This is a genomic window from Luteimonas salinisoli, assembly GCF_013425525.1.
GTDB lineage: Bacteria > Pseudomonadota > Gammaproteobacteria > Xanthomonadales > Xanthomonadaceae > Luteimonas > Luteimonas salinisoli.
In genome coordinates, this window is sequence record NZ_JACCKA010000012.1 from 21,169 (window position 1) to 48,137 (window position 26,969).

Annotated in this window: 17 protein-coding genes; 12 read left to right on the forward strand and 5 right to left on the reverse strand. The window is 73.3% G+C overall.

Annotated features, from left to right (window positions below):
• Positions 1–36 precede the first annotated feature (36 nt).
• Positions 37–843: a fructosamine kinase family protein gene (locus H0E84_RS01765; RefSeq protein ID WP_180676903.1), complete on the forward strand. Its 807-nt coding sequence runs from the start codon at positions 37–39 to the stop codon at positions 841–843.
• A gap of 111 nt (positions 844–954) precedes the next feature.
• Here H0E84_RS01765 and zapE read toward each other — a convergent pair whose 3' ends face one another.
• From zapE to H0E84_RS01785, 4 genes are all read right to left on the reverse strand, one after another.
• On the reverse strand, positions 955–2,100 hold the full coding sequence (gene zapE, locus H0E84_RS01770; RefSeq protein ID WP_180676904.1) for a cell division protein ZapE: 1,146 nt from the start codon (positions 2,098–2,100) through the stop codon (positions 955–957).
• Complete coding sequence (locus H0E84_RS01775; RefSeq protein ID WP_180676905.1) at positions 2,093–2,761, reverse strand: alpha/beta hydrolase; 669 nt, start codon at positions 2,759–2,761, stop codon at positions 2,093–2,095. Before H0E84_RS01775 ends, zapE begins: the two co-directional genes overlap by 8 nt.
• A gap of 26 nt (positions 2,762–2,787) precedes the next feature.
• Positions 2,788–4,545: an ExeM/NucH family extracellular endonuclease gene (locus H0E84_RS01780; protein WP_180676906.1), complete on the reverse strand. Its 1,758-nt coding sequence runs from the start codon at positions 4,543–4,545 to the stop codon at positions 2,788–2,790.
• 77 nt (positions 4,546–4,622) lie between these two features.
• Entirely contained in the window at positions 4,623–5,138 is a 516-nt protein-coding gene (locus H0E84_RS01785) for a c-type cytochrome (protein ID WP_180676907.1), read from the reverse strand.
• A 406-nt stretch (positions 5,139–5,544) separates the two neighbouring features.
• Here H0E84_RS01785 and xylB point away from each other — a divergent pair, with 406 nt between their 5' ends.
• Both xylB and xylA read left to right on the forward strand, forming a co-directional pair.
• Positions 5,545–7,053: a xylulokinase gene (xylB, locus tag H0E84_RS01790; RefSeq protein WP_180676908.1), complete on the forward strand. Its 1,509-nt coding sequence runs from the start codon at positions 5,545–5,547 to the stop codon at positions 7,051–7,053.
• Positions 7,054–7,113: 60 nt separating this feature from the next.
• Complete coding sequence (gene xylA, locus H0E84_RS01795) at positions 7,114–8,451, forward strand: xylose isomerase (protein WP_180676909.1); 1,338 nt, start codon at positions 7,114–7,116, stop codon at positions 8,449–8,451.
• Between the two features lie 264 nt (positions 8,452–8,715).
• Here xylA and H0E84_RS01800 read toward each other — a convergent pair whose 3' ends face one another.
• Positions 8,716–9,696 carry a LacI family DNA-binding transcriptional regulator gene (locus tag H0E84_RS01800; RefSeq protein WP_425600446.1) on the reverse strand — a complete coding sequence of 327 codons (981 nt, stop codon included), beginning with the start codon at positions 9,694–9,696 and terminating at the stop codon, positions 8,716–8,718.
• Positions 9,697–9,968: 272 nt separating this feature from the next.
• Here H0E84_RS01800 and H0E84_RS01805 point away from each other — a divergent pair, with 272 nt between their 5' ends.
• From H0E84_RS01805 to H0E84_RS01845, 9 genes are all read left to right on the forward strand, one after another.
• Positions 9,969–12,179 carry an alpha-glucuronidase family glycosyl hydrolase gene (locus tag H0E84_RS01805; protein WP_180676911.1) on the forward strand — a complete coding sequence of 737 codons (2,211 nt, stop codon included), beginning with the start codon at positions 9,969–9,971 and terminating at the stop codon, positions 12,177–12,179.
• Positions 12,176–14,179 carry a sialate O-acetylesterase gene (locus H0E84_RS01810; RefSeq protein WP_180676912.1) on the forward strand — a complete coding sequence of 668 codons (2,004 nt, stop codon included), beginning with the start codon at positions 12,176–12,178 and terminating at the stop codon, positions 14,177–14,179. Before H0E84_RS01805 ends, H0E84_RS01810 begins: the two co-directional genes overlap by 4 nt.
• A gap of 95 nt (positions 14,180–14,274) precedes the next feature.
• A complete protein-coding gene (gene manD / locus H0E84_RS01815; RefSeq protein WP_180676913.1) occupies positions 14,275–15,537 on the forward strand; it encodes a D-mannonate dehydratase ManD in 1,263 nt (420 codons plus the stop codon).
• 301 nt (positions 15,538–15,838) lie between these two features.
• Positions 15,839–17,599, forward strand: a complete 1,761-nt coding sequence (locus H0E84_RS01820) for a glycoside hydrolase family 43 protein (protein ID WP_180676914.1) — start codon at positions 15,839–15,841, stop codon at positions 17,597–17,599.
• A gap of 11 nt (positions 17,600–17,610) precedes the next feature.
• Positions 17,611–20,541 (forward strand): glycoside hydrolase family 3 protein, encoded by a 2,931-nt coding sequence (locus tag H0E84_RS01825; protein WP_180676915.1) that lies wholly within the window; start codon positions 17,611–17,613, stop codon positions 20,539–20,541.
• A 228-nt stretch (positions 20,542–20,769) separates the two neighbouring features.
• Positions 20,770–22,251 (forward strand): mannitol dehydrogenase family protein, encoded by a 1,482-nt coding sequence (locus tag H0E84_RS01830; protein ID WP_425600447.1) that lies wholly within the window; start codon positions 20,770–20,772, stop codon positions 22,249–22,251.
• 258 nt (positions 22,252–22,509) lie between these two features.
• Positions 22,510–23,850: a GntP family permease gene (locus H0E84_RS01835; RefSeq protein ID WP_180676917.1), complete on the forward strand. Its 1,341-nt coding sequence runs from the start codon at positions 22,510–22,512 to the stop codon at positions 23,848–23,850.
• 271 nt (positions 23,851–24,121) lie between these two features.
• Positions 24,122–25,021, forward strand: a complete 900-nt coding sequence (locus H0E84_RS01840; RefSeq protein ID WP_180676918.1) for a fumarylacetoacetate hydrolase family protein — start codon at positions 24,122–24,124, stop codon at positions 25,019–25,021.
• On the forward strand, positions 25,018–26,619 hold the full coding sequence (locus H0E84_RS01845) for an aldehyde dehydrogenase family protein (RefSeq protein ID WP_180676919.1): 1,602 nt from the start codon (positions 25,018–25,020) through the stop codon (positions 26,617–26,619). Before H0E84_RS01840 ends, H0E84_RS01845 begins: the two co-directional genes overlap by 4 nt.
• The last annotated feature ends 350 nt before the right edge of the window (positions 26,620–26,969 follow it).

The window sequence follows — 26,969 nt, forward strand, 5'->3', positions numbered from 1 at the left end:
AGCGCGCACGCGCGGCGGGTGCGGGAGAATCGGGGCATGGAAATGACGTTGCGAGCCCGGCTGGACGCGCTCGGCGATGGGGTGCACCGGCTGCGGCTGGCCGACGGACGCGCCGTGGTCGCCAAGCGCCGGTGCGCCGCGCCGCCCGGCTTCTTCGCGGTGGAGGCGCACGGGCTCGCGCTGCTGCGCGACGCACACGCCTTGCGCGTGCCGGACGTGGCGGCGGTGGCCGAGGATGCGCTGGTCGTCGCCGACCTCGGTCGCGGACGTCCCGATCGCTCCGCGTGGGAACGCGCCGGGGCCGCGCTGGCGCGGCAGCACGCCCGCATCGGCGACCGGTTCGGCCTCGACCGCGACGGCTGGTGCGGCGACAGTGCGCAGGCCAACACCCCGATGGACGATGGCTGGCGCTTCTTCGCCGAGTGCCGGCTGCTGCCGCAGGCGCGGCGCGCGCTGGATGCCGGCCGCCTCGGGGCCGGCGACGTGGCCAGCATCGAGCGCCTGTGCGCCGGACTGCCCGCGCGCGTCCCCGCGCAGCCGCCCGCGCTGCTGCACGGCGACCTGTGGAGCGGCAACCTGCACGCCTGCGGCGACGGCGAGCTGGCGCTGATCGACGCCGGCGCGGTGCACTTCGGCTGGGCCGAAGCCGAGCTGGCGATGCTGACGCTGTTCGGCGAGCCGCCGGAGCCGTTCTTCGCCGCCTACCACGAGGCTGCCGCTGTCGACCAGGGTTGGCGCGGGCGTGCGCCGCTCTACAACCTCTACCACCTGCTCAACCACCTCAACCTGTTCGGCAGCGCCTACCTGGCGGCGGTACGCGGGGCGCTTCGCCCATTGCGATGAGGCCGTCCACGGCGGCGGTCCGCGCCGCCGGACGAGGGGGCGGATGGGCGCCGCGCTGCGATGCCGGACCGGAACCCGGGTTGCGGAGCCGGAGCCGCGCCTCGGTGCCGCTCAGCCGCGGTGCTCGCGCGCCAGGTACTCGGCGCTGCGCATCTCGATCAGGCGCGAGGCGGTGCGTTCGAATGCGCCGGCCAGGCGCTCGCCGACATACAGGTCCGGCGGTGCGGCGGCGGCGGTGCAGACCAGGTTGACCTGGCGGTCGTACAGCTCGTCGACCAGGGTGACGAAGCGCCGCGCCGCGTCGTCGCGGGTGGCGTCCAGCACCGGCACGCCGCCGAGCAGCACGGTGTGGAACTCGCGCGCGATCTCGATGTAGTCGCTGGCGCCGCGCGGCCCCTCGCACAGCGCGTCGAAGTCGAACCAGGCCATGCCCGGGCCGCGCGCGCGCACGGCGATGCGCCGGCCCTCCACCTCGATGCCGGCGTCGCGGTGACCGTCGTCGCCGCCCAGCTCCTGCCAGCGCCGCCGCAGCCAGGCGTCGGCCTCGTCGTCGAGCGGCGTGCGGTAGACCGGCGAGCGGGTCAGCGCGCGCAGCCGGTAGTCGATGTCGCTGTCCATGCGCAGCACCGTGCAGTGCCGCTCGATGAGGGCGATGGCGGGCAGGAACCGCACCCGCTGCAGGCCGTCCCGATAGAGCTCCGAGGGCGGCGTGTTGGAACTGGTGACCAGCACCATCCGCTCGGCGAACATCCGCTCCAGCAGCCGTGCCAGCAGCATCGCATCGCCGATGTCGCTGACGAAGAACTCGTCCAGCACCAGCACCCGCAGCCCGGCCGCGCGCCAGCCGTGCACGATCGCCGCCAGCGGGTCGCGCTCGCCGCTGTGGACGCGCAGCGCCGCGTGCACCTCGCGCATGAAGCGATGGAAATGGGTGCGGCGCTTGCCCTCGCTGCCGCCGGCGGCGCCTTCCAGCGCCTCGGGCTTGAGATCGCGCAGCGGCAGGCCGCGGAAGAACAGGTCGATCAGGAAGGTCTTGCCGCGCCCCACGCCGCCCCAGAGATAGAGCCCCGGCACGGCGTCGCCGCCGCTGCCGAACAGCCGCCCCAGCAGCCCTCCGCGGGCGGGGGCCTGGGCCAGCGCGTCATGGATGCGGTCGAGCTCGCGCAGGACCGCGCGCTGCGCCGGGTCGTCCTGCCAGTCGCCGCGGGCGATCCCGGCGGCGTAGACCTCCGACGGCGCCGTCGCCGGTTCAGCCATCCGCGGCGGGCAGGTACTGGCGCACGCCGTTCTTGATCGCGCCGCGCAGGTCCATCAGCTTGCGGTGGAAGAAGTGGCTGGTGTCGGGCATGCGCACCAGTTCGGCCTGGGCCTTGGCGCTCTCCAGCCAGTCGTAGACCGCCTGCGGATCGACGATCTCGTCGGCCTCGCCCTGGATCACCAGCCACGGGCAGGCCGGCAGCTCGATCTCGTCGAAGTCCCAGCGCCCGGCCGGCGGCGCGATCGAGATCAGCATCCCCGGCTGCAGCCCGGCGGCGGCGCGCAGCGACACGTAGGCGCCGAAGCTGAAGCCTGCCAGCCACAGCGCGTGCTCGGGGCGTTCGGCGCGCACCCAGGCGGCGACCGCGCGCAGGTCGTCGAGCTCGCCCTCGCCGCCGTCGAACTCGCCTTCCGACTGCCCCGTGCCGCGGAAGTTGAAGCGGACCGTGGTGGCGCCCAGCTCGCGCAGCGCGCGGCCGGCCATCGTCACCACCTTGTTGTGCATGGTGCCGCCCTCGGTGGGCAGCGGATGGCAGACGATGGCGACCAGTGGCCGCGCGGCGACGTCCTCTTCGGGCAGGTCCACCGCCACCTCCAGCGCGCCGGCCGGGCCGGGCAGGACGAGGGCGGCGGACTGCGACGGAAAGCGCGGGGTCTCCATGCCGGCGATGATAGGGGTTGGCGCGTTCACGGTGTGCGCAGGCGCAGCCCGACCAGCACCGGATCGTGATCGGAGCTGCGCCATGGTGCGCCGTCCTGCGGACGCCCGTTGGCGGCACGATAGCCGACGTTCTGCGGTTCGTCGGCGTTGTTGTGCCAGATTGCCGCGCCTGCCAGCCGCGCCGCCAGGGCCGGGCTCAGCAGCGCATGGTCGAGGCGCCCGGCCTGGCCTTCGTGGAGGTAGGTGTAGTGCGTCCCGGCGTCGCCGAGGGCATCGTGCCAGCCTGCCTCGCGCAGGATCCTGATCGGGTCTTCCTGTGCGTAGGCGTTCAGATCGCCGACGATCGCAATCAAATCGCTGCCAGAACCGGTCGGATCCTCCGCCAGCCAGCGCATCAGCCGGCGTGCCGAATCGCTGCGCAGGGCATTCCAGCAGCCCTGGCCGTCGCCCTGGTCGCGGTCGGCGCCGCCGGCCTCGCCGCAGCCCTTGGACTTGAAGTGGTTGGCGACCACCACGAAAGCCGGCCCGGCATCGGCGCTGCCCGCGACCGGCACGTAGGCCTGCGCCAGCGGGCTGCGGCTGCGCTGGCCGAACGGCCCGCCGTCGAGGGTCGCCGGCGCGCCGAGGGCGCGCACCCGGCTGGCGCGGTGGACCAGCCCGACCCGGATCGCGTCTGTGCCCGGTCCCCGGCCGGCGTCGGCGAAGCGCCAGTCGGCGCCATCGCGGTTCAGTGCGGCGACCAGCTGGGCGATGCTCGAGGTGGCTGCGTAGCCGTCGTTCTCCAGTTCGGCCAGCGCCACCACGTCCGGATCCAGCGCGGCCATGGTTGCCGCCAGCCGCTCCAGCTGCGCCGCCAGCTGTTCCGACGACCCGGCGCCGCGCTCGGTGGGAAAGCCGCCGCCGCGGCCGTCGCCGTTGAACAGGTTCTCGAGGTTGAGCGTGGCGATGCGGACGTCGCCGGCCACCCGCGGCGGCCCCGGGCGCGGCGCGGCCTGCAGCTGCACGGGCGCGGTCAGCTGCAGCCGGTAGCGGCCCCAGCGCTGGTCCACGATGCCCTCGGCGCCGTCGATCGTGCTGCCGGCGCGCGGTGCCTGCGCGTCGTCGGGCAGGTACCAGATCGCCGGCGGATCCTCGTCGCCGCGGCCGTCGTCGAGCAGCAGGGTGCGGCGGGCGTTGTCGGCGGCGACCGCGGCGGCCGCGGGACCGGGCGCCGCCGCCTCGGTCGGCGCCGGCAGGCGGCCGTCGAACGCCGCCAGCAGCACCCCGCGGCGGGCGAGGTCGCGATGGCCGCTGACCGTCAGCGGCGCGGCGATGCGCACGTGCATGCCTTCGTAGCGCTCCCAGTCCGCCGGGGCGGCGTCGAGGACCGCCGCCGCGGCCTCGCCGCGGCCCAGCGGCTCGAGCGCCAGCGGCCGCAGCGCGGTGAGGGTGGCCTCGCCCTCGCCGTGCTCGAAGACCCGGCCGCGCACCCGCACCCGGTCGCCGGCGCGCACCGCGAAGGCGTTCTCGGCGGAGACGAACAGCGCATCGGACGTCGCCGGGTCGCCGTCGCCGCCGTCCTGCAGGAACCAGCCGTCGAGCTGGCGGCTGAAGTCGGCGGTGACCACCCCCTCGACCACCACCTCGCGGCCCTCGAGCGGGCTGCGCGCCGCATCGCCCTGCACCGCGCCGATGGCCACCACCGCGGTGTCGGGGTGCGGGGACGGGCTGCAGGCGGCGAGCAGAGCGGCCAGCGCAACCGGGACGGCGCGCAGGGCGGTGGACGGGGGGGAGCAAGGGCGCATCACGGTCTCCGGCGGGCGGGGGCGCGCAAACGAAGACGCCGCCCGGAGGCGGCGTCGCGAGGCAGGCCCGACAGAGCTTACTGCAGGTTGTCGAGCATCCAGTCGACCGAGGCCACCACCTGCTCGTCGCTGAGCGCCGGGTTGCCGCCGCGCGGCGGCATCACCCCGGTCGCGCCGGTGAACCCCTCGATCGCGTGCCGGTACAGGGTGTCCTCGCCCTGGGCGATGCGCGCAGTCCACTGCGCCTGCACCAGGGTCGGAGCGCCGCCGGCACCGCTGGTGTGGCAGCCGGCGCAGAGGTTGTCGTAGATCACCGCGCCGTCCAGGGTGCCGCCGTAGGCGACCTGCGACGCCGCCGCCGCCTCGGCCGCCGCCGTGGCCGCTGCGGCCGCCGCGGCGCCGGTGGAGCCGGCATAGACGTCGCCGACCGGGGCGATGCGGTCGAGCTGGCGCTGCACCGCGGACTCGGGCACGTCGGCCGGGATCGACCGGTGCAGCCAGGCGGCCAGGCCGATCAGTCCCGCGGTGACCAGCATCAGGAACAGGATCACCAGCGAGAACTTCTTCAGGAAATCGAGATCGTAGTTGCGCACGTGGGTACCTTTGGCGCGTGGCCACCGGGCCACAGCTAAACGGCGGAGTATATCGGGTTGCCGGTCGGGTTCGGGCGCGCCGGCGCGGTGTTCCGGCGGCCCTGCGGAGGGTCGCGGAGCCGCTACGGCGCGCGAACGGGACCGCTTCGGCCGCCGCGCTCCCGCGCCCGCCGGCCGCGCGCGGACCGCGCCGTAGTCTAGCGCATCGGAGACCGCGGCCGGGCGCCAGGGCCCGGACAGCACGGCGTTTTTTGCACTGCAGCAAGGGCTTCCCGGCAACCGCGGTTACAGTTTTCGGGTTCCTCCCGACTCAGGTGCCCATGCGATCCCCCTCCCCCCCGACGCTGCGGCGAGATCTTCCTGCCGCTGTTTTTGTTAGCGCTACCTTCCAACGCGGGGGTGGCCGGTGAGCCTCGTCGTCGGCCTGGACGTCGGCACCCAGGGCGTCAAGCTGGTGGCCTACGACCCGCAGCAGCGCCGCATCGTCGCCACCCACGGCCGGCCGCTGGAGCTGGTCGCCGGCGACGACGGCAGCCGCGAACAGCACGCGACGTGGTGGCTGGACGCGATCCGCGCCTGCTTCGCCCGGCTCGCGCCCGACGCGCGCGCGCGGGTGGCGGCGATCGGCGTGTCCGGGCAACAGCACGGCTTCGTGCCGCTGGACGCGAACGGCGAAGTGCTGGCGCCGGTGAAGCTGTGGTGCGACACCAGCAGCCAGCGCGAATGCGACGAGATCATGGCCGCGGCCGGCGGGGCGGACCGCTGCGTGGCGCTGGCGGGCAATCCCATCCTCGCCGGCTACACCGCTTCCAAGCTGCCATGGACGCGCCGGCACCGGCCCGAGGCGTACGCCCGGCTCGCTTCCATCCTGCTGCCCCACGACTACGTCAACTTCTGGCTCACCGGCGAGCAGTGGATGGAGTGCGGCGACGCCTCCGGCACCGGCTGGCTCGACGTGCGCACGCGGCGCTGGTCGCCGGAGCTGCTGGCCGCCACCGATCCGGAGCGCGATCTCGGCGCCTGCCTGCCGCCGCTGGTGGCGGCCGACGCCAGCTTCCCGATCGCGCCGGGCATCGCCGCCGAGCTCGGCCTGCCGCGTGGCGTGCGCATCTCGGCCGGCGGCGGCGACAACATGATGGCGGCGATCGGCACCGGCAACGTCGAGCCGGGCGTGCTCAGCATGAGCCTGGGCACCTCCGGCACGCTGTTCGCCCATGCGCGCGAGCCGGTGGTGGACGCCGGCGCCGGCTGGGCGGCGTTCTGCGATTCCACCGGCGGCTGGCTGCCGCTGGTCTGCACCATGAACTGCACCCTGGCGACCGAGCAGGTGGCGCGCCTGCTCGGCTTCGACGCGCGCGACGGCGATGCGGCCATGGAAGGCACCGCCCCCGGCGCCGGCGGCCTGGTGATGCTGCCGTTCTTCAACGGCGAGCGCACCCCCGACCTGCCGCACGCGCGCGCCTCGCTGGCCGGCATGGACCTGTCCAACCTGACCCGCGGCAATGCCTATCGCGCGGCGATGGAAGGCGCCACCTACAGCCTGCGCAACGGCTACGACGCGCTGCTGGCGGCGGGGCTGGGCTTCGACGCGATCCGGGTGACCGGCGGCGGCGGCCGCAGCCCGGCGTGGCGGCAGATGGTAGCGGACGTGTTCGGGCTGCCCGTCGACGTGCCGGTACAGGCCGAAGGCGCCGCCTTCGGCGCCGCGCTGCAGGCGCTGTGGGCGCTCGGCGCCGGTGCGGACGGCCCCGGCATCGCCGCGATCTCGCGCGAACACGTGCAGGTCGATCCCGCGCTGTCGGCACGGCCCGATCCCGCCGCGGTCGAGGCCTACCGCGAGCCGTACGCGAAGTTCCTGCGCCATCTGCAGGCCGCGCGCCTGCTCCACGAGATCGGCCCGCCCGGCTCCGGCTGAGCCTCCGGGGCCCGCGGTCCCGGACACGCACCATTCCACTCCCACTACCGGCATTCCTCCATGAGCACACCTTTCACCGGCTCCCGCGAGCACTTCCCCGGCATCGGCAGCATCCCCTACGAGGGCGCGGGTTCCGACAACCCGCTGGCGTTCAAGCACTACGACGCCGCGCGCACCATCGGCACCCGCACCATGCGCGAGCACCTGCGCTTCGCGGTCTGCTACTGGCACAGCTTCTGCAATGCCGGCCACGATCCCTTCGGCCCCGGCACCCGTGCGTTCGGCTGGGACCGCGGCGAGACCGCGTTGGCTCGCGCCGAGGCCAAGCTGGATGCGGCGTTCGAGTTCTTCACCAAGCTCGACGTGCCCTACTACTGTTTCCACGACGTCGACCTGGCGCCCGACGCCGACGACATCGGCGAGTACCGCGACAACCTCGCGCACATGGTGGCGGCGGCGAAGCAGCGCCAGCAGGCCACCGGCGTCAAGCTGCTGTGGGGCACCGCCAACCTGTTCTCGCACCCGCGCTACATGAACGGCGCGGCCACCAACCCGGACTTCGCGGTAGTGGCGCGCGCCGCGGTGCAGGTGAAGGCGGCGCTCGACGCCACCGTGGAACTCGGCGGCGAGAACTACGTGTTCTGGGGCGGGCGCGAGGGCTACGCCAGCCTGCTCAATACCGACATGGGCCGCGAGCTGGAGCACTTCGCGCGGTTCCTGACCATGGCGCGCGACTACGGCCGCAGCATCGGCTTCACCGGCAACTTCCTGATCGAGCCCAAGCCGATGGAGCCGATGAAGCATCAGTACGACTTCGACAGCGCCACCGTGGCGGGCTTCCTGCAGCGCCACGGACTGGCCGGCGACTTCAAGCTCAACATCGAGGCCAATCACGCCACCCTGTCCGGGCACACCTTCGAGCACGACCTGCAGGTCGCCTCCGACCACGGCCTGCTCGGCAGCATCGACGCCAACCGCGGCAACCCGCAGAACGGCTGGGACACGGACCAGTTCCCGACCGACCTGTACGACACCGTCGGGGCGATGCTGGTGGTGCTGCGGCAGGGCGGGCTGGCGCCGGGCGGATTGAACTTCGACGCCAAGGTGCGGCGCGAGTCCATCGAGGCCGAGGACCTGTTCGAGGCCCACATCGGCGGCATGGACGCGTTCGCACGCGGGTTGGAGGTGGCGCATGCGCTGCTCGCCGATTCGCCGCTCGAGCGTTGGCGCGCGGAGCGCTACGCGAGCTTCGACGACGGCCCGGGCAAGGCCTTCGCCGAGGGCGGCCTGGATCTGGCGGCGCTGGCGGCCAAGTCCGGCGAGCTGGGCGAGCCGCAGCGGCGCAGCGGCCGCCAGGAGCGCTACGAGAACCTGCTCAACCAGTATCTGGTGCGCTGAGCGCGGGCAGCGGCCCGGGAGTTTCGGGTTTCGCGACCATGGGACGCTCCTGCAGATGCCGGATCCGTCCGGCTTCCCCCTGCAGGGGCCCCATGGCCGCGATTGCCGTCGCGGCGGCTTTCTGTAGGAGCGGCCCATGGCCGCGACGGCCGCGGGAGTCTCCGGCCGGGTCGGCGGCGATTCCCGGTGTGGCCGGCTGCGGCCGGACCGGGTCAGGTCTACGCGTGTCGGCGCCGCGGCCGGTCGGCAGCGGGAGCCGCCCCCTCAGTCCTGGGATTCCCCCGGCGGCGAAACCGAGTCGCGCTCCACCAGCAGATGCGCGACGACGTGGTCGACGACCACGCGGGTGTCGCGATCCTTGTGGCGGATGCTGCGCATCAGGATGCCGATCGCCGAATCGGCCATCGACGCGATCGGCTGGCGCACCGTGGTGAGTTCCGGCCAGACCGTGGTCGCTGCGGAGGTGTCGTCGAAGCCGACCACCGACAGGTCGCCGGGGACTTCCAGGTGGCGGCGGTGCGCCACCGAGACCGCCGCGGCGGCCATGTCGTCGTTGCTGGCGAAGATGGCGGTGGGCACGCGGCGGCGGCCCAGCAGTTTCTCGGCCGCTTCCAGCCCGGAGCGGTAGGTGAACAGGCCGTGCTGCACCAGGCCCGGCTCCAGGGAAATGCCGGCGTCCTGCAGCGCTGCCTGATAGCCCTCGTAGCGCCGCGCGCTGGCGCTCTGGTTGGGATTGCCCTCGATGTAGCCGATGCGGGTATGGCCGCGGGCGATCAGGTAGGCGGTGATCTCCCGGCTGGCGCGGAAGTCGTCGATGCGCACCCGCGAGATGTCGTCGCTGGCGCGTCCGGAGGCGATCGCCACCACCGGCACCTTGGCCGCCGTCAGCTCCGAGATCACCGCATTGGACTCGCACAGCGGCGGCGGCAGGATCACCCCCGCCACGCTCTTGGCCAGTGCGCGCGCGGCCTTGCGCTCGGCCCTGGCGTCCAGGCCGTCCCACGAGTCGACCACCAGCTGCGCGGCGCAGCGCGCGGTGCCGCGCAGCGCGCCGACCAGCAGCTCGCTGAGGTACGCCGCGCTCGGGTTGGTGTGGATCAGCGCGATCCGGGTGCCCTGGGCTCCGGCCAGCGAGCGCGCCGCCAGGTTCGGGGTATAGCCGAGTTCGCGCACCGCGCGCATCACCCGCTCGCGGGTGGCGTCGCGGACATTGCCCGAGCCGTTGACCACGCGCGAGACGGTCATCGGCGAGACCTTGGCGAGCGACGCCACCTCGTGGATCGTGGACGCCCGGCCCTTGCGGCGGACCGTCTTCGTAACGTTGCCCAAACTCGCTCCTCCGGGTCGGCCGCGGCGGCCGCCACATCCCCGGGCGCGCCTCCTGCAGGGTGGAAGATAGCACCCGGGACCGCCCGGGCTGGACAGCGCCGGCCCTCCATGTTACCGATAACATTCTACTCGGATACCGGGAAAACGCGCCGCAGAGCGTCGTCTCCGGGAGCCGGACGGGAGGGAGAATGCACAGAACGTACGCGTCGCGGATCGCGACATCGGCGCTCCACCGCACCGCCTGGTGGCAACGCGGCGCGCTCGCGGCGCTGCTGGCGCTGGCCGCGGCCTGGGCGACCCCGCTGGCCGCCGAAGATGGCCATGCGCTGTGGCTGCGCTACCCGCCGCTGGCGGAGCAGGCGCAGGGCACCCCGGCGCCGGTGACCGGCCTGGTCGCGGCCGCCGGCACCCCGACCCAGGCGGCCACTCGCCAGGAGCTGCTGCGCGGACTCGGCGGGCTGCAGGGCACGGCACCGCCGCTGGCCGACGCGGTCGGCCGGCCCGGTGCGCTGTTGGTCGGCACTCCCGATTCGACGCCCGCGCTGGCGCAGCTGCGGCCGGCGCTGGAAGGCCTGGGCCGCGAGGGCTACCTGATCCGCAGCGTCGAGATCGACGGCCACGCCGCCACGGCGATCGTCGCCAACGACGACATCGGCGCGCTCTACGGCGCGTTCCACTACCTGCGCCTGCTGCAGACCGGGGAACCGGTGGACGCGCTGGATCTGCGCTCGGCGCCAGAGGTGCGGCTGCGCGTGCTCAACCACTGGGACAACCTCGACCGCCACGTCGAGCGGGGTTACGCCGGCCAGTCGATCTGGGACTGGCACCGCCTGCCCGGCTGGGTCGATCCCCGCTACACCGACTACGCCCGCGCCAATGCCTCCATCGGCATCAACGGCACCGTGCTCAACAACGTCAACGCCAACGCCATGGTGCTCACCCCGATGTACCTGGAGAAGGTGGCGGCGCTGGCCGAGGTGTTCCGCCCCTGGGGCATCCGCGTCTACCTGAGCGCGCGCTTCAGCGCGCCGGTGGAGATCGGCGGGCTCGAGACGGCCGACCCGCTGGACCCGGCGGTGCGGCGCTGGTGGCGCGCCAAGGCCGACGAGATCTACGCCCGCATCCCCGACTTCGGCGGCTTCCTGGTCAAGGCCAACTCGGAGGGGCAGCCCGGGCCGCAGGACTACGGCCGCAGCCACGCCGACGGCGCCAACATGCTGGCCGAAGCGCTCGCGCCGCACGACGGCATCGCGATGTGGCGCGCCTTCGTCTACTCCGACGAGGAGCCCGACGACCGCGCCAAGCAGGCCTACACCGAGTTCGTCCCGCACGACGGCGAGTTCGCCGACAACGTGCTGGTGCAGGTGAAGAACGGCGCGATCGACTTCCAGCCGCGCGAGCCGTTCCACCCGCTGTTCGGGGCGATGCCGCAGACCCCGTTGATGATGGAATTCCAGGTCACCAAGGAGTACCTCGGCTTCGCCACCCACCTGGTCTACCTGGGGCCGATGTGGGAAGAGGTGTTGCGCGCCGACACCCATGCCGAGGGCGAGGGCTCGACGGTGGCGAAGGTGATCGACGGCTCGCTGCACGGCCATGCGCTGACCGGGATCGCCGGCGTGGCCAACATCGGCACCGACCGCAACTGGAGCGGCTCGCACTTCGACCAGGCCAACTGGTACGCCTACGGGCGCCTGGCCTGGGATCCGCACGCCTCGGCGCGCGACATCGCCGGCGAGTGGGTGCGGATGACCTTCTCTAGGGATCCGGATTTCGTCGGCCCGGTGGTCGACATGATGATGGACTCGCATCAGGCGGCGGTCGACTACATGACCCCGCTCGGCCTGCATCACCTGATGGGCCGCGGGCACCACTACGGCCCCGGCCCCTGGGTCGAGGGTGGTCCGCGCGCGGACTGGACCTCGGTGTACTTCCACCGCGCCACCCGCGACGGCATCGGTTTCGACCGCACCGCCAGCGGCAGCGACGCGGTGTCGCAGTACGCGCCGCCGGTGGCGCGCGAGTTCGGCGACCTGGCGCGGGTGCCCGAGGACTTCCTGCTCTGGTTCCATCACGTGCCCTGGGATCATCCGGCGCGCTCGGGGCGGCCGCTGTGGGACGAACTGGTGCATCGCTACGACCGCGGCGTGGCAGCCGTGCGCGAGATGCGCGCCACCTGGGCCGGCCTGGCCGGCCAGGTCGACGCCGAGCGGCACGCGCAGGTGGCGGCGTTCCTGGCGATCCAGGCGCAGGAGGCGCAGTGGTGGCGCGATGCCAGCATCGCCTACTTCCAGACCTTCGCGCAGCGGCCGCTGCCCGAGGGCCACGCACCACCGCCGCAGCCGCTGGAGCACTACCAGGGGCAGGAATTCCCGCACGCGCCGGGCGACGGACGATGAGCGTCGTCGCGTCGCTCCGGCGGACTCGTGGCGCCGCCCCGGCGCTGCTGCTGGCCGCGCTGGCGCTGACCGCGGCCGCGGCCGCCAGTGCGCAGGAGGCGTCCGGTGGATCCGACGCGCCGGCGCCGCTGCTGCACCCGATGTTCCAGGACCACGCGGTGCTGCAGCGCGGCCAGCCGCTGCGCCTGTACGGGAGTGCGCCGCCCGGCCAGCAGGTGCAGGTGGAGTTCGCAGGGCGCCGCGCCCGTGCGCGCGCCGACAACGACGGCCGCTGGGAAGCGCGGCTGCCGGCGCTGCGGGCCGGAGGGCCGCACGCGCTCACCGCGCGCGCCGGCGAACGGGTGCAGCGCGTCGAGGACGTGCTGGTCGGCGACGTGTGGCTGTGCGCGGGCCAGTCCAACATGGAGCTGCAGGTGTGGCGCGCGCTCGACGCCCGCGCCGAACTGGCCGACGCCGGCAACGATCGCATCCGCCTGCTCACCGTGCCCAAGGCGGGTGCCGCGCTGCCGCAGGACGATTTCGCCGAACCGGTGCGCTGGCGCCCGGTGGACGCCGACGCGGTGCGCGACTTCTCTGCCGCCTGCTACTTCTTCGCCCGCGAACTGCAGCGGAGCATCGACGTGCCGATGGGGCTGGTCAGCGCCGCCTGGGGTGGTTCGCGGATCCAGGCGTGGACCAGCGGCGCGGCGCTGCGCGCGGCCGGCGGGCACGAGGACGAGCTGGCGGCGCTGCGGCAGTACGCCGCGGATCCGGTTGCCGCAGGCGCGCGCTGGGGCGAGCTCTGGGGGCAGTGGTGGCGCGGCCGCGAAGGCGCGGCCGCCGGCGACGAACCCTGGCGAGCCGACTACGCGCCCGGCCGCGACTGGCGCCCGGCACCGCCCGAGCTCGGCCCGTGGGAGCAGTGGGGCGTGGCCGAACTGGCCGAGCACGACGGCATGGTCTGGTATCGCGCCAGCGCGCGCCTGGACGCCGCACAGGCGGCGCAGGACGCGGTGCTGGTGCTCGGCCCGGTCGACGAGACCGACATGACCTGGGTGAATGGCCGCGGCGTCGGCAGCGCCTACGACCCGGGCGGCGCGCGCGAATACCCGCTGCCGACGGGGCTGCTGCAGGCGGGCGACAACACCGTGGTGGTGAACGCGCTCGATACCTACCGTGCCGGCGGCCTCGGCGGGCCGGCGTCGGCGCAGTATCTGCGCCTGGCGGACGGCTCGCGCGTGCCGCTGCAGGGTTGGCGCTACCGCGTCGAGTCCGGCAGCGACTGGCCGCCGCCGGCGCCGTGGCAGTCCGCGGCGGGCATGTCGACGCTGTACAACGGCATGATCGCGCCGCTCGGTCGCTACGGCCTGCGCGGGATGCTCTGGTACCAGGGCGAGTCCAACACCCTCGAGGCGGAGCGCTACGCCGACCAGCTGCGTACGCTGCGCGCCGACTGGCGCGACCGCTTCGGCGAGGGCCTGCCGCTGCTGGTGGTGCAGCTGGCCGGCTACGGCATGCCGAAGGCGCACCCGGCGGAGAGCGGCTGGGCCGAGCTGCGCGAAGCGCAGCGGCGCGTCGCCGACGAGGACACCGGCACCGGCCTGGCGGTGACCATCGACATCGGCGACCGCTACGACCTGCATCCGCCGAACAAGCAGGAACTCGGCCGGCGTCTGGCGCGCGCGGCGCGCCACGTGGTCTACGGCGAGCGGCTGGCGCCGAGCGGGCCGGTGCCGCGATCGGTGCGCCGCGAAGGGGAGACCGTGACGGTGGCGTTCGACGACGTCGACGGCGAGCTGCTCGCCTACGGGGCCGAGGGCCCGCTCGGCTTCGAGCTGTGCGGTCCGGCACCGGAGACCTGCCGCTGGGCACAGGCGTCGATCAACGGCCAAGAGGTGGTGCTGCGCGGCGCGCCAGCCGCGACGCGGGTGCGCTACGGCTGGGCCGACAGCCCCCTGCTCAACATGTTCGACGGCGCCGGCCTGCCGGCTGGGCCGTTCGAGACCTCGATCGACGAATAGCGACACAGCGCAAAACCGAGACGGACCCTCCGAGCCGAGCAGCAGCGCCAGCCATAGCGACAGCGGACCCTCTGAACCGAGCAGCAGCACCAGCCATGACCGACCCGACTTCCACCGCACCCCTGACCGCACCCGAGGGTTCCGCGCGCGAGCGCGAGATCGTCGAGGCCCGGGTGATCGTCACCAGCCCCGGGCGCAACTTCGTGACGCTGAAGATCGTCACCCGTTCCGGGGTGTACGGCGTGGGCGATGCCACCCTCAACGGCCGCGAACTGGCGGTGGCCAGCTACCTGCAGGACCACGTGGTGCCCAACCTGATCGGCCGCGACGCCGGCCGCATCGAGGACGCCTGGCAGTTCCTGCACCGCGGCGCGTACTGGCGGCGCGGCCCGGTGACCATGACCGCGATTGCCGCGGTCGACGTGGCGCTGTGGGACATCCTCGGCAAGATGGCCGGGCTGCCGCTGTACCGGCTGCTGGGCGGGCGCTCGCGCGAGGGCGCGCTGGTCTACGGCCACGCCAACGGCCGCGACATCGACGAGGCCAGCGATGCGGTCGGCAGGTTCATCGAGCAGGGCTTCCTGGCGGTGCGCGCGCAGTGCGGCGTGCCCGGGGTGAAGAAGGCCTACGGCATTTCCAGCGGCAAGGCCTATGAGCCGGCCGAGAGCGAGCTGCCGGCCGAGACCGTGTGGAACACGCCGCGCTATCTGGAGACCGCGCCGAAGCTGTTCGAGCGCCTGCGCGCCGATCACGGCAACCAGGTCGAGCTGCTGCACGATGTGCACCACCGCCTCACTCCGATCGAGGCGGCGCGACTGGCGCGCGATCTGGAGCCGTACCGGCTGTTCTGGCTGGAGGACGCCACCCCGGCCGAGAACCAGCAGGCGTTCGAGCTGATCCGCCAGCACTCGGTCACCGCGCTGGCGGTGGGGGAAGTCTTCAATTCGATCTGGGACTGCAAGCACCTGATCGAGCGCCAGCTGATCGACTACATCCGCACCACCATCGTGCACGGCGGCGGCATCAGCCACGTGCGCCGGCTGGCCGACTTCGCAGCGCTGTACCAGGTCCGTACCGGCTTCCACGGGGCCACCGATCTCTCTCCGGTGACCATGGGTGCGGCGCTGCATTTCGACACCTGGGTGCCGAACTTCGGGATCCAGGAATACATGTTCCATACCGAAGAGACCGACGCCGTGTTCCCGCACGACTACGTGCTGCGCGACGGCCGCCTGCACGTCGGCGACACGCCAGGGCACGGTGTCGACATCGACGAGGCGCTGGCGGCGAAACACCCGTATGCGCCGAAGCAGCTGCCGATCGCGCGCCTGGAAGACGGCGCGATGTGGGACTGGTGAGGCGATGTCCTTCGCTCCGTCGTCGCGGCCTGCCCTCACCCCAGCCCTCTCCCGCGAAGCGGGAGAGGGAGCAGGAGCGGCGCAGCGCGGGAATGGAGCAGGAGCGGCGCAGCACAGCGAGGGCGCAGGAGCGGCGCAGCACTGTGAGAAAGCAGGAGCGTCGCCGTACCGTGAGGGAACAGCAGCAGCGCCGCCGCACCGTGAGGAAGCAGGAGCGGTGCAGCACTGTGAGGGAGCAGAGGCACCGCGGCGCTGCACTTCCCTTCTCCCGCTTGCGGGAGAAGGTGCCCCGCAGGGGCGGATGAGGGCAGCCCGCCGCATCGCAGCGGCCCGCGCCCTCCTCATCGCCGCGCTGCTGCTGCCGCTGTGCGCCCAGGCCCGGCAGCCGGTGCTGTTCGACTGGTTCGAGTACAGCGGCCGCGACGCGGTGTTCGAGACCCCGCTCCCCGATGGCCACTACCGCAATCCGGTGCTGGCCGGCTTCCACCCGGACCCCAGCATCACCCGCGCCGGCGACCGCTACTACCTGGTCAACTCCAGCTTCGCCTACTACCCAGGCATCCCGGTGTTCGAAAGCGCCGACCTGGTGCACTGGGAACAGATCGGCCACGTCGTCGACCGGCCGGACATGCTCGACTTCGACGGCCTCGGCGTCTCGCGCGGCGTGTTCGCACCGGCGATCGAATTCCACGACGGCACCTTCTACCTGGTCACCACCGCGGTCGACAGCGGCGGCAACTTCGTCGTCACCGCCACCGATCCGGCCGGCCCCTGGTCGGATCCGGTGTGGCTGCCCGGCATCGACGGCATCGATCCCTCACTGTTCTTCGACCGCGACGGCCGCGTCTACCTGCTCAACAACGGCCCGCCCGAAGGCGAGCCGCGCTACGACGGCCACCGCGCGGTGTGGCTGCAGGCATTCGACCTCGACGCGATGCAGCCGACCGGCCCGCGCCGGTTGCTGGTCGACGGCGGCGTCGACCCGTCCACCAACCCGATCTGGATCGAAGGCCCGCACCTCTACCGTCGCGACGGCTGGTACTACCTCAACTGCGCCGAGGGCGGCACCGGCCCGCAGCATTCGCAGGTGATCCTGCGCAGCCGGGACGTGTGGGGGCCGTACGAACCCTACGACCGCAATCCCATCCTCACCCAGCGCGACCTGCCCGACGACCGCGCCGACCCGGTCACCAACGCCGGCCACGCCGACCTGGTGCAAGGGCCGGACGGCAGCTGGTGGGCCACCTTCCTCGCCAGCCGCAACTACGACCGCGCGCACTACAACACCGGCCGCGAGACCTTTCTGCTGCCGGTGCAATGGCGCGACGGCTGGCCGGTGATCCTCGAACCCGGCCGGACCATTCCCTACGTGGCGCCGGCGCCATCATGGATGGACGGCGCTGCCGACCAGGCGCCGATGACCGGCAACTTCAGCTGGCGCGACGAGTTCGACGGCCCGGCGCTCGACGGCGCCTGGCGCTTCGTCCGCGTACCGAAGCAGGACTGGGCCGATCTGCAGGCGCAGCCCGGCTGGCTGGCGATCCAGCCGCTGGCCGAGGGCCTGGACACGCTGCGCAACCCGGCATACCTGGCCCGTCGCCAGCAGCACCTCGCGTTCGAGGCCAGCACCGCGCTGCGCCTGCCAGCGGAGCCGGGCACCGAAGCCGGGCTGGCCGCGTTCCAGAACGAGCGCTACTGGTACTTCCTCGGCGTGCGCCGCGGCGCGAACGCGGCCGAGGCCGAGGTATTCCTGGAGCGCAGCGCCGGCGACGGGCGCGAGCTCGTCGCCACCGCCGCGCTGCCGCCCTCCGCGAACGGCGCCGCAGCGACAGACGACCGCAACCGGGCCGCAGCGCACGACGCTGCCGCAGCGGCCCCCACGGCAACGGTGTCGCTGCGCATCACCGGCGACGCCGGCACCTACGGCTTCGCCTTCGACGCCGGCGACGGCTGGCAATGGCTGGCGCGCGACCAGGACGGCACCGTGCTCAGCACCGAGACCGCCGGCGGCTTCGTCGGCGCCACCGTCGGGCCGCACGCCCGGCTCGCGCCGGACAGATGAGGAACTCCCCCATGCGCACTCCATCGACCCGTTCCAGGCTCTTCCGACAGGCGCGTGCTGCGTCGGGCTCGCCATGCGCCGCACTCCCGAAGCGCCTGGCCGATTGCGAACACGCCGGACTTCGGCGCCGCGGTGCAAAGGGCAACGGCCTCGCGCTGCTCGCCCTGGTCTTCACCCTCGGCTGTGCCACCGCCTGGGCCGCCGATCCGGAACCGCAGGCCGGCGATGCGGAGGCGAACGCGCCCTGGCTGGATCCGGAGCGCAGCTTCGAGGAGCGCGCCGCGGAGCTGGTCGCGCGCATGACCCTGGAAGAGAAGGCCGCGCAGATGCAGCACGACACCCCGGCCATCGAGCGCCTGGGCGTGCCGGCCTACGACTGGTGGAACGAGGCGCTGCACGGCGTGGCCCGCGCCGGCGGCGCCACCGTGTTCCCGCAGGCGATCGGCCTGGCGGCCACCTTCGACACCGAACTGATGGCCGAGATCGCCCACGCCATCGGCGACGAGGCCCGCGCCAAGCACCACGAGTTCGCCGCCCGCGGCCAGCGCGGCCGCTACCAGGGGCTGACGTTCTGGTCGCCCAACATCAACATCTTCCGCGACCCGCGCTGGGGCCGCGGCCAGGAGACCTACGGCGAGGACCCGTTCCTCACCGCGCGCATGGGGGTGACCTTCGTGCGCGGGCTGCAGGGCGACGGCCCCGGCGATGCCGGCATCGACACCCCGTACCGCAAGCTCGACGCCACCGCCAAGCACTTCGCCGTGCACAGCGGCCCCGAGGCCGACCGCCACCACTTCGACGTGCATCCGTCGAAGCGCGACCTCTACGAGACCTACCTGCCGGCGTTCCAGGCGCTGGTGCAGGAGGGCGACGTGGCCGCGGTGATGGGTGCCTACAACCGCGTCTATGGCGAGTCGGCCAGCGCCAGCCGGTTTCTGCTGCGCGACATCCTGCGCCGCGACTGGGGCTTCGACGGCTACGTGATGTCCGACTGCTGGGCGGTCGAGGACATCTGGAAGAACCACAAGATCGTCGCCACCGTGGAAGAGGCCTCGGCGCTGGCGGTGAAGCACGGCACCGAACTCAACTGCGGCCACAGCTACGCCAAGGCGCTGCCGGTGGCGGTGCGCGAGGGGTTGATCGACGAGGCCGAGCTCGACGCCGCGCTCACCACGCTGATGGCGGCGCGCTTCCGCCTGGGGATGTTCGATCCGCCGGAGCTGGTGCCGTGGGCGGCGATTCCGTACGCCACCAACCAGTCGCCCGCGCACGACGCGCTCGCGCGCCGCGCCGCGCAGGCGTCCATCGTGCTGCTGAAGAACGAGGGCCTGCTGCCGCTGTCGAAGGACCTGCGCCGGGTGGCGGTGATCGGCCCCACCGCCGACGACACCATGTCGCTGCTCGGCAACTACTACGGCACACCGGCCGCGCCGGTCACGGTGCTGGAAGGCATCCGCGCGGCGCTGCCGGACGCCGAGGTGGTCCACGCCCGCGGCGCCGACCTGGTCGAGGGCCGCGACGATCCGGCCGCGGCGCCGCTGATCGAGCCGCGCCACCTGCGCCCGTCGACGGACTCGAACGAACGCGGCCTGCGCGGCGAGTACTTCCGCGGCCGCGCGCTGGAAGGCGAGCCGGTGCTGACCCGCGTCGATGCCCAGGTCGGCTTCCGCTGGGACCGCGGCGCGCCCACCGACGACCTGGCAGCGCGCGGCGAGATCGCCCCGGCGCAGGCGCTGGCCGGCGAGGACTTCAGCGTGCGCTGGAGCGGCCAGCTGCTGCCGCCGGAGAGCGGGCGCTACGAGCTGCACGTCGCCGCCAACGACGGCTTCCGCCTGTTCCTGGACGACGCGCCGGTGCTCGAGCGCTGGGACGATGCCGAGCGCCTGACCGGCGACAGCGTCGAGCTGGAGCTGGAAGCCGGCCGCGCCTACGACCTGCGCCTGGAGTACTACGAGGCCGAGCGCGACGCCGGCGTGCGCCTGGCCTGGCGCATGCCGGGCGCCAAGCCGCCGTTCGAGGAGGCGATGGCGGCCGCGCGCGACGCCGAAGTGGTGGTGTTCGTCGGCGGCCTGACCGGCGACGTCGAGGGCGAGGAGATGGAGGTCAGCTACCCCGGCTTCGCCGGCGGCGACCGCACCGACCTGCGCCTGCCCGCACCGCAGCGCAAGCTGCTGGAGGCGCTGCACGCCACCGGCAAGCCGGTGGTGCTGGTGCTCACCACCGGCTCGGCGCTGGCCATCGACTGGACCCAGGCCAACCTGCCGGCGGTGCTGGTGGCCTGGTACCCCGGCCAGCGCGGCGGCAGCGCGGTGGCCGACGTGCTGTTCGGCGATGCCAATCCGGCCGGCCGCCTGCCGGTGACCTTCTACAGCGCCGACGAGCAGCTGCCCGCGTTCGACGACTACGCCATGGCCGGCCGCACCTACCGGTATTTCGACGGCGAGCCGCTGTACCCGTTCGGGCACGGGCTGTCCTACACCCGCTTCGCCTACGGCGACCTGCGCCTGGCCGGTGGCGACGGCCCCGGTGCCAGCAGCGGGCGTGACGGCGATCGCGCGTCGGCGCCGGCGCCGGCGACTGCCGGCGGCAACGCCGAGGCGGGCGCGGATCCGGTCGTGCTCGGCCCGGAAGATGCGCTGACCGTACAGGTCGACGTCACCAACGTCGGCGCGCGTGCCGGCGAGGAAGTGGTGCAGCTGTACCTGCGCGCCGTGGATCCGCAGCGCGAACGCGCCCGCCGCGAGCTCCGCGGCTTCCAACGCATCGCCCTGCAGCCGGGCGCAACCCGCACCGTCGCGTTCACCGTCGAACCGGCCCGCGATTTGCGCCACTACGACGAGGCGGCCGGCGACTACGCGGTCGACCCCGGCGCCTACGAGGTCGAGATCGGCGCCTCCAGCGCCGACATCCGCACCCGTGCCCGTTTCGATGTCTCTCCGTAGACGGGGCCCATGGCCGCGAAGTCCGGGCGGGGCTGCGCACCCGCGGCGGCGGCCGGCTTCGGCTGGCTCGAATGCGACCGCAGGCCCAGCGCGCCGCGCCGGCTTTCGCGTGCACGGCACGCTCCCACGATGGGCCGGGTCTCGCGCCAGCGATATGCGTGCCGGGCGTCGCACCGCCGGCATCGCGGGTGGGCAATGTGCCGCGGGCCGGACGAGGCGATCATGACCGTGCCCGGCGCCCGCCTTTGCAACACGACGCTCGATGCGCTGCCGCCGGCGATCGTGCGGCCGACGTACGACCGCGCCGGCACCCGCATCGGCATCGTCCACCTTGGTGCGGGCGCGTTCCACCGCGCGCACCAGGCGGTCTACATCGACGACCTGCTCGCCGAAGCGCCGGACTGGGCGATCAGCGCCGTCTCGCTGCGCAGCAGCGACGTGCGCGATGCGCTGCGGCCGCAGGACGGGCTGTACACGCTGGTGCGGATCGGCGAGCAGGAGACGCTGCGCGTGATCGGCGCAATCGGCGAGCTGCTGTGCGCGCGCGACGAGCGCGACGCGGTGCTGGCGCGGCTGGCCAGCGCGCAGGTCCGCCTGGTGACCCTCACGGTGACCGAGAAGGGCTACTGCCTCGGCGCCGACGGGCTCGACTTCGACCACCCCGATATCGTCCACGACCTGGCCGCGCCCGATGCGCCCGCCAGCGCCATCGGCCTGGTGGTCGCCGGGCTGCGCCAGCGCCGCGCGCGGGGTGTGGCGCCGTATACCGTACTGAGCTGCGACAACCTCGCCGACAACGGCGGCCGGCTCCGGCGCGCCGCGCTGCAATACGCGCAGCGCATCGATCCCGAACTGGCGCGCTGGATCGAATCGGAGGTCGCATTCCCGCGCTCGATGGTCGACAGCATCACCCCGGCCACCGACGACGCCCTGCGCGAACGCGTCGCCGCGCAGCTGGGTTGCACCGACGCCTGGCCGGTGCAGCGCGAGCCGTACACGCAGTGGGTGGTCGAGGATCGCTTCTGCAACGGCCGGCCGCCGCTGGAGCGGGCGGGCGTGACCCTCAGCGACGACATCGCCGGCCATGACCGCGCCAAGCTGCGCCTGCTCAACGCACCGCATTCGGCGCTGGCCTACCTGGGCGCGCTCATGCACCTGGCAACGGTTGCAGACGCGATGCGCCAGCCCACCCTGGCCCCCTTCGTCGAAACGCTGATGCGCGTGGATATCGCCCCCACCGTGGCCGTCCCGGCGGGCTTCGACGCCGACGCCTACATCGACGCCATCCTGGCGCGCTTCCGCAATCCGGCCATCCGCCACCTGCTCGCGCAGATCGCCTGGGACGGCTCGCAGAAGATCCCGGTGCGCCTGCTGGGCACGATCGCCGACGCGCTTGCCGCGGCCCGGCCGATCGAGCGGCTGTGCCTGCCGGTGGCAGGCTGGCTGCGCTACGTCGTCCGCCAGGCGCAGGTCGGGGTGGCGCTGGTCGATCCTCTGGCTGCCGTGCTGACGAGCACCGCTGCCGCCGCCAGCGGCCACGCGCACCGCGACATCGACGCCTTCCTCGCGATCGATGCGGTGTTCGCGCCGCTGTCGGGCGATGCCCGCTTCGTCGAGGCATTGGCTGCCGCGTATGCCGCGCTGGGAAACGCCAGCCCCGCTGCGGTCGCAGGCGCACTCGAGCGCGCCATGCAGGGCGCCGGCCGATGAATCCAGCGATGGCCGTGCTCGTCGATCACCGCGCCCGGAGGGTGAGCGCGGAGCGCAGCGCTGCCCTCGGTGCACGGTACGCGTGCCCTGGGCCTCGTGCCGGCGAGCGCATCGACCCATGCCGCCGACTCCACGACGCGTCCCCCGGAGCCTCGAAGAGACGGATTCGATGCGCGGCGGCCTCGATCCGGCACGCCAGGGCGCTCCACGAGTCCGCGGTGCTTCCTTCACCGGCATGACGCCCACGGAGTCCCGCCGATGATGTTGTCCCTGCTCCTGCTGGCGCTCGCGGTGGTGTTCATCGTCGTCGCCACCACGCGCTTCCAGCTGCATCCGTTCCTGGCGCTGCTGGCGGCCGGACTGCTGTTCGGCGTCGGCAGCGGCATGCCGCTGCCGGAGGTGTCGACGTCGCTGCGCGACGGCTTCGGCGCCACCATCGGCAACGTCGGCATCATCATCATCGCCGGCACCATCATCGGCGTGTTCCTGGAGCGCTCCGGCGGCGCCTACGCCATCGCCGAGGCGATCCTCGCCCGCATCGGCCGCCGCCGCGTGCCGGCCTCGATGTCGGTGATCGGCTACGTCACCTCGATCCCGGTGTTCGCCGACTCGGGCTTCGTGATCCTGCAGTCGCTCAACCGCGCGCTCACCCAGCGCGCCGGCCTGTCGCTGGCGACCACCTCGATCGCGCTCGCGCTCGGCCTGATGGTGACGCACACGCTGCTGCCGCCGACCCCGGGGCCGATCGCCGCCGCCGCGGCGCTGGCCGCCGATCTCGGCCTGGTGATCGCGATCGCCGCGCCGGTCAGCCTGGTGGTGCTGGCGTTCTCGTGGCTGTGGGCCACGCGCGTGGCCAGCCGGCTGCGGATCGATCCCGCGCCGGAGACCAGCGAAACCGAGATCGCCCAGCGCCTCGCCACCGCGCCGTCGGCGACCCGCGCGCTGCTGCCGATCTTCCTGCCGCTGGCGCTGATCATGCTCGGCTCGGTGGCGCGGCTGCCGGCGCAGCCGTTCGGCGATGGCGCACTGGCCGCGGCGCTGCTGTTCGCTGGCGACCCGGTGATCGCGCTGCTGGCCGGCATGCTGCTCGCGTTCGCGCTGCCGGCGAAGCTGGAGCGGCGCATGTTCGCGCAGACCGGCTGGGTGGGGGAGGCGATCCTCTCCGCCGCGGTGATCATCCTGGTGACCGGCGCCGGCGGCGCGTTCGGCCGGGTGCTGCTCAACTCCGGTTTCGCGCAGGCGTTCGGCGAGGCGATGGCGTCCTGGGGCCTGGGGCTGTGGCTGCCGTTCGCGATCTGCGCGGTGGTGCGCGCGGCGCAGGGCTCGGCCACCGTCGCCATCATCACCACCGCCGGCATCATCGCGCCGCTGCTGCCCGCGCTCGGCCTGGATTCCGAACTCGGCCGCGCGCTGGCGGTGGTGGCGATCGGCTCGGGCGGGTTCTTCGCCTCGCACGCCAACGACAGCTTCTTCTGGGTGGTCACCCAGATGAGCGGCATGACCCCGGGCCAGGGCTACCGACTGCTCACCGCCGGCTCCTGCCTGATGGCGCTGCTGTCCGGCACCCTGGTGTGGCTCGCCGGAATGCTGCTGCTGTGAGCGTCGTGCGCGCCCGTATCCGAGCAGCCGGAATCGAAGCGGTCCCGATCGACGCGGCCCGCATCGGAGCAGTCCGCATCGGAGCAGTCCGCATCGGAGCAGCCCGCATCGGAGCAGCTCGAATCGAGGTGGCTTCGATAGAAGCGGCCCGGAGCGAAGCGGCTCGGATCGAAGCGGTCCGAACCCGGATCCGAGACCGACCTCGCCACCGTGGATCCCGCTGGTGTGCCGCAGCCGTGAGGTCGATCGCCACCCACATGGAGACGTCCCGATGCACCCGACCCTGACGCGCCACGCCACCGACGACGGCCCGCGCTGGGCGCTCGACGGCGCCTGGCTGTCCCGCGATTTCAGCCTGTCCGCGTGGCTGGCGTCGCCGCAGCCCGACCTGCAGGCGCGACTGGCGACGCTGCAGCGCGACCCTCCGGCCCCAAGTGGGCGCGACGACAGTCGCGACCCGCCGGGCCAATGTGGGAGCGACGGAAGTCGCGACACCCGCGAGCCATCCGCCACCGCCCCGCTGCTCCCCCCGGTCGAGGACACCCAGGAAATCTGGGCCAGCGGCGTGACCTACCTCAGCAGCCGCATGGCGCGCGAGGCCGAATCGCAGAGCAGCGACGTCTACCAGAAGGTGTATTCGGCCGAGCGCCCGGAACTGTTCTTCAAGGCCAACGGCTGGCGCGCGAAAGGCCACGGCCAGCCGATCCGGGTGCGCCCGGACAGCGCCTGGAACGTGCCCGAGCCGGAGCTGGTGCTGGTGCTGGACGCGGCCGGCAGCATCGTCGGCTGCACCACCGGCAACGACGTCTCCTCGCGCAGCATCGAGGGCGAGAACCCGCTGTACCTGCCGCAGGCCAAGGTCTATGACGGCGCCTGCGCGCTCGGCCCCGGCATCCGCCTGTGCGCGGCGGACGCGCTGCGCGACCTGCCGGTCGCGCTGGAGATCCTGCGCGGCGGCGCCCCGGTGTTCGCGGGGGAGACGCGCACCTCGCAGATCAAGCGCCGGCTCGAGGAGCTGGCCGGGTACCTGTTCCGCGACCTGCAGTTCCCGCAGGGCGCTTTCCTCTTCACCGGCACCGGGATCGTGCCGGGCGAAGACTTCACCCTGCGGTCCGGCGATGTCGTGCGCATCGACATCGGCGGCCTTCTGCTGGAGAACCCCGTGCAATGAATGCCAACACTCCCCCGCATCCCATCCTCGTCGACGGCCGCTGGGCCCAGGCCAGCGCGCCGACCGGCAACTTCCACGCCTACGATCCTTCCACGAAACAGGCGCTCGCCGAGCGGCGCTACCCGGTCTCCGGCTGGTCTGACCTGGAAGCGATGCTGGCCGCCGGCAAGCGCGCCGCCGCCGCCATGGCGCGGCTGCCCGGTGCGAAACTCGCCGAGTTCCTCGATGGATACGCCGCCGCCATCGAAGCGCGCGCCGACGCGCTGGTCGCGGCCGCGCACCAGGAGACCGGCCTGCCGGTCGAGCCCCGCCTGCGCAATGTCGAACTGCCGCGCGCCACCGGCCAGCTGCGCCAGGCCGCGCAGGCCGCGCGCGACGGCGGCTGGCGCCGCCCGACCATCGACACCAAGGCCAACATCCGTTCCCAGCTCGGCCCGCTCGGCGGCCCGGTGCTGGTGATCGGCCCGAACAACTTCCCGTTCGCGTTCAACGGCATCGCCGGCGGCGACTTCGCCGCGGCCATCGCCGCCGGCAACCCGGTGATCGCCAAGGCGCACCCGGCGCATCCCCGCACCTCGGCGCTGCTGGCCGAGGCCGCGCACGAAGCGGCCGAAGCCGCCGGCCTGCCCGCCGGCGCGGTGCAGATGTTCTTCCACGTCGAACCGGAGACCGGTCTGCGGCTGGTCGCCGACCCGGCGCTGGCCGCGGTCGCGTTCACCGGCAGCCGGCCGGGCGGCATGGCGCTCAAGGCCGCTGCCGACCGCGCCGGCAAACCGATCTACCTGGAGATGTCCAGCGTCAACCCGGTGTTCGTGCTGCCCGGCGCGCTGCGCGAGCGCGGCGCCGCCATCGCCGCCGAGCTGCAGGCCTCCTGCGCGATGGGCGCCGGCCAGTTCTGCACCAAGCCGGGCATCGCGGTGATCGCCCGTGACGAACATGCCGATGCTTTCGTTGCCGAGCTTCAAAAGCTCACCACTGCCGCCGCGCCCGGCGTGCTGCTCACCCCGCAGGCCCCGCAGGCGGTCGCAGACGCCGTAACGGGCCTGCGCGACGCCGGCGCCGAGCTGCTGGCCGGCGGCGAGATCCCCGCGGACGCGACCGCCCACGCCTTCCAGCCGACCCTGCTGCAGGTGTCAGGCGAACGCTTTCTCGCCGACCCGCACGCACTGCAGTCGGAGGCGTTCGGCCCGGTCTGCCTGGTGGTGGTGGCGGATTCGCCGGAGCAGCTGCAGCGCATCGCCCAGGCGATGGAAGGCAACCTCACCGGTTCGATCTACAGCGACACCGGCGGCGCCGATGACGCCGCGCACGACGCGCTCGAACCGATCCTGCGCACCCGCGTCGGCCGCCTGATCAACGACAAGATGCCGACCGGCGTCGCGGTCAGCGCGGCGATGAACCATGGCGGCCCGTATCCGGCCACCGGCCACCCCGGCTTCACCGCCGTCGGCATGCCTGCGGCGCTGCTGCGCTTCGCCGCGCTGCACAGCTACGACAACGTCCGCCCGCAGCGCCTGCCGCCCGCGCTGCAGGACAGGAACCCCACCGGCACCCTGCCGCGCCTGGTCGACGGCGAATGGACCACCCGAGATGTCTGACCCCGCGCCCGCGTCCTGCCTACCTCCCCGGCACCCGCCGCCCCGCCTTGCTCCCTCCCCCGCTCCGCGGGGGAGGGCCGGGGTGGGGGCGCGCAACGCGCGCGTCTCACTCCCTCACCTGCCGCGCCTTCCCCCAACCCGAACGCCGCCCCGCTTTTCTCCCTCCCCCGCTTCGCGGGGGAGGGCCGGGGTGGGGGCCGCGCAACGCGTGCGACGCCCCTTCCCTCCGACCCGCGCCGCCTCGCTTTGCTCCCTCCCCGCTTCGCGGGGGAGGGCCGGGGTGGGGGCGCGCAGCGCGCGACGCGCCGTCCCTCCGCCCCACGCCGCCCCGCTTTTCTCCCTCCCCCGCT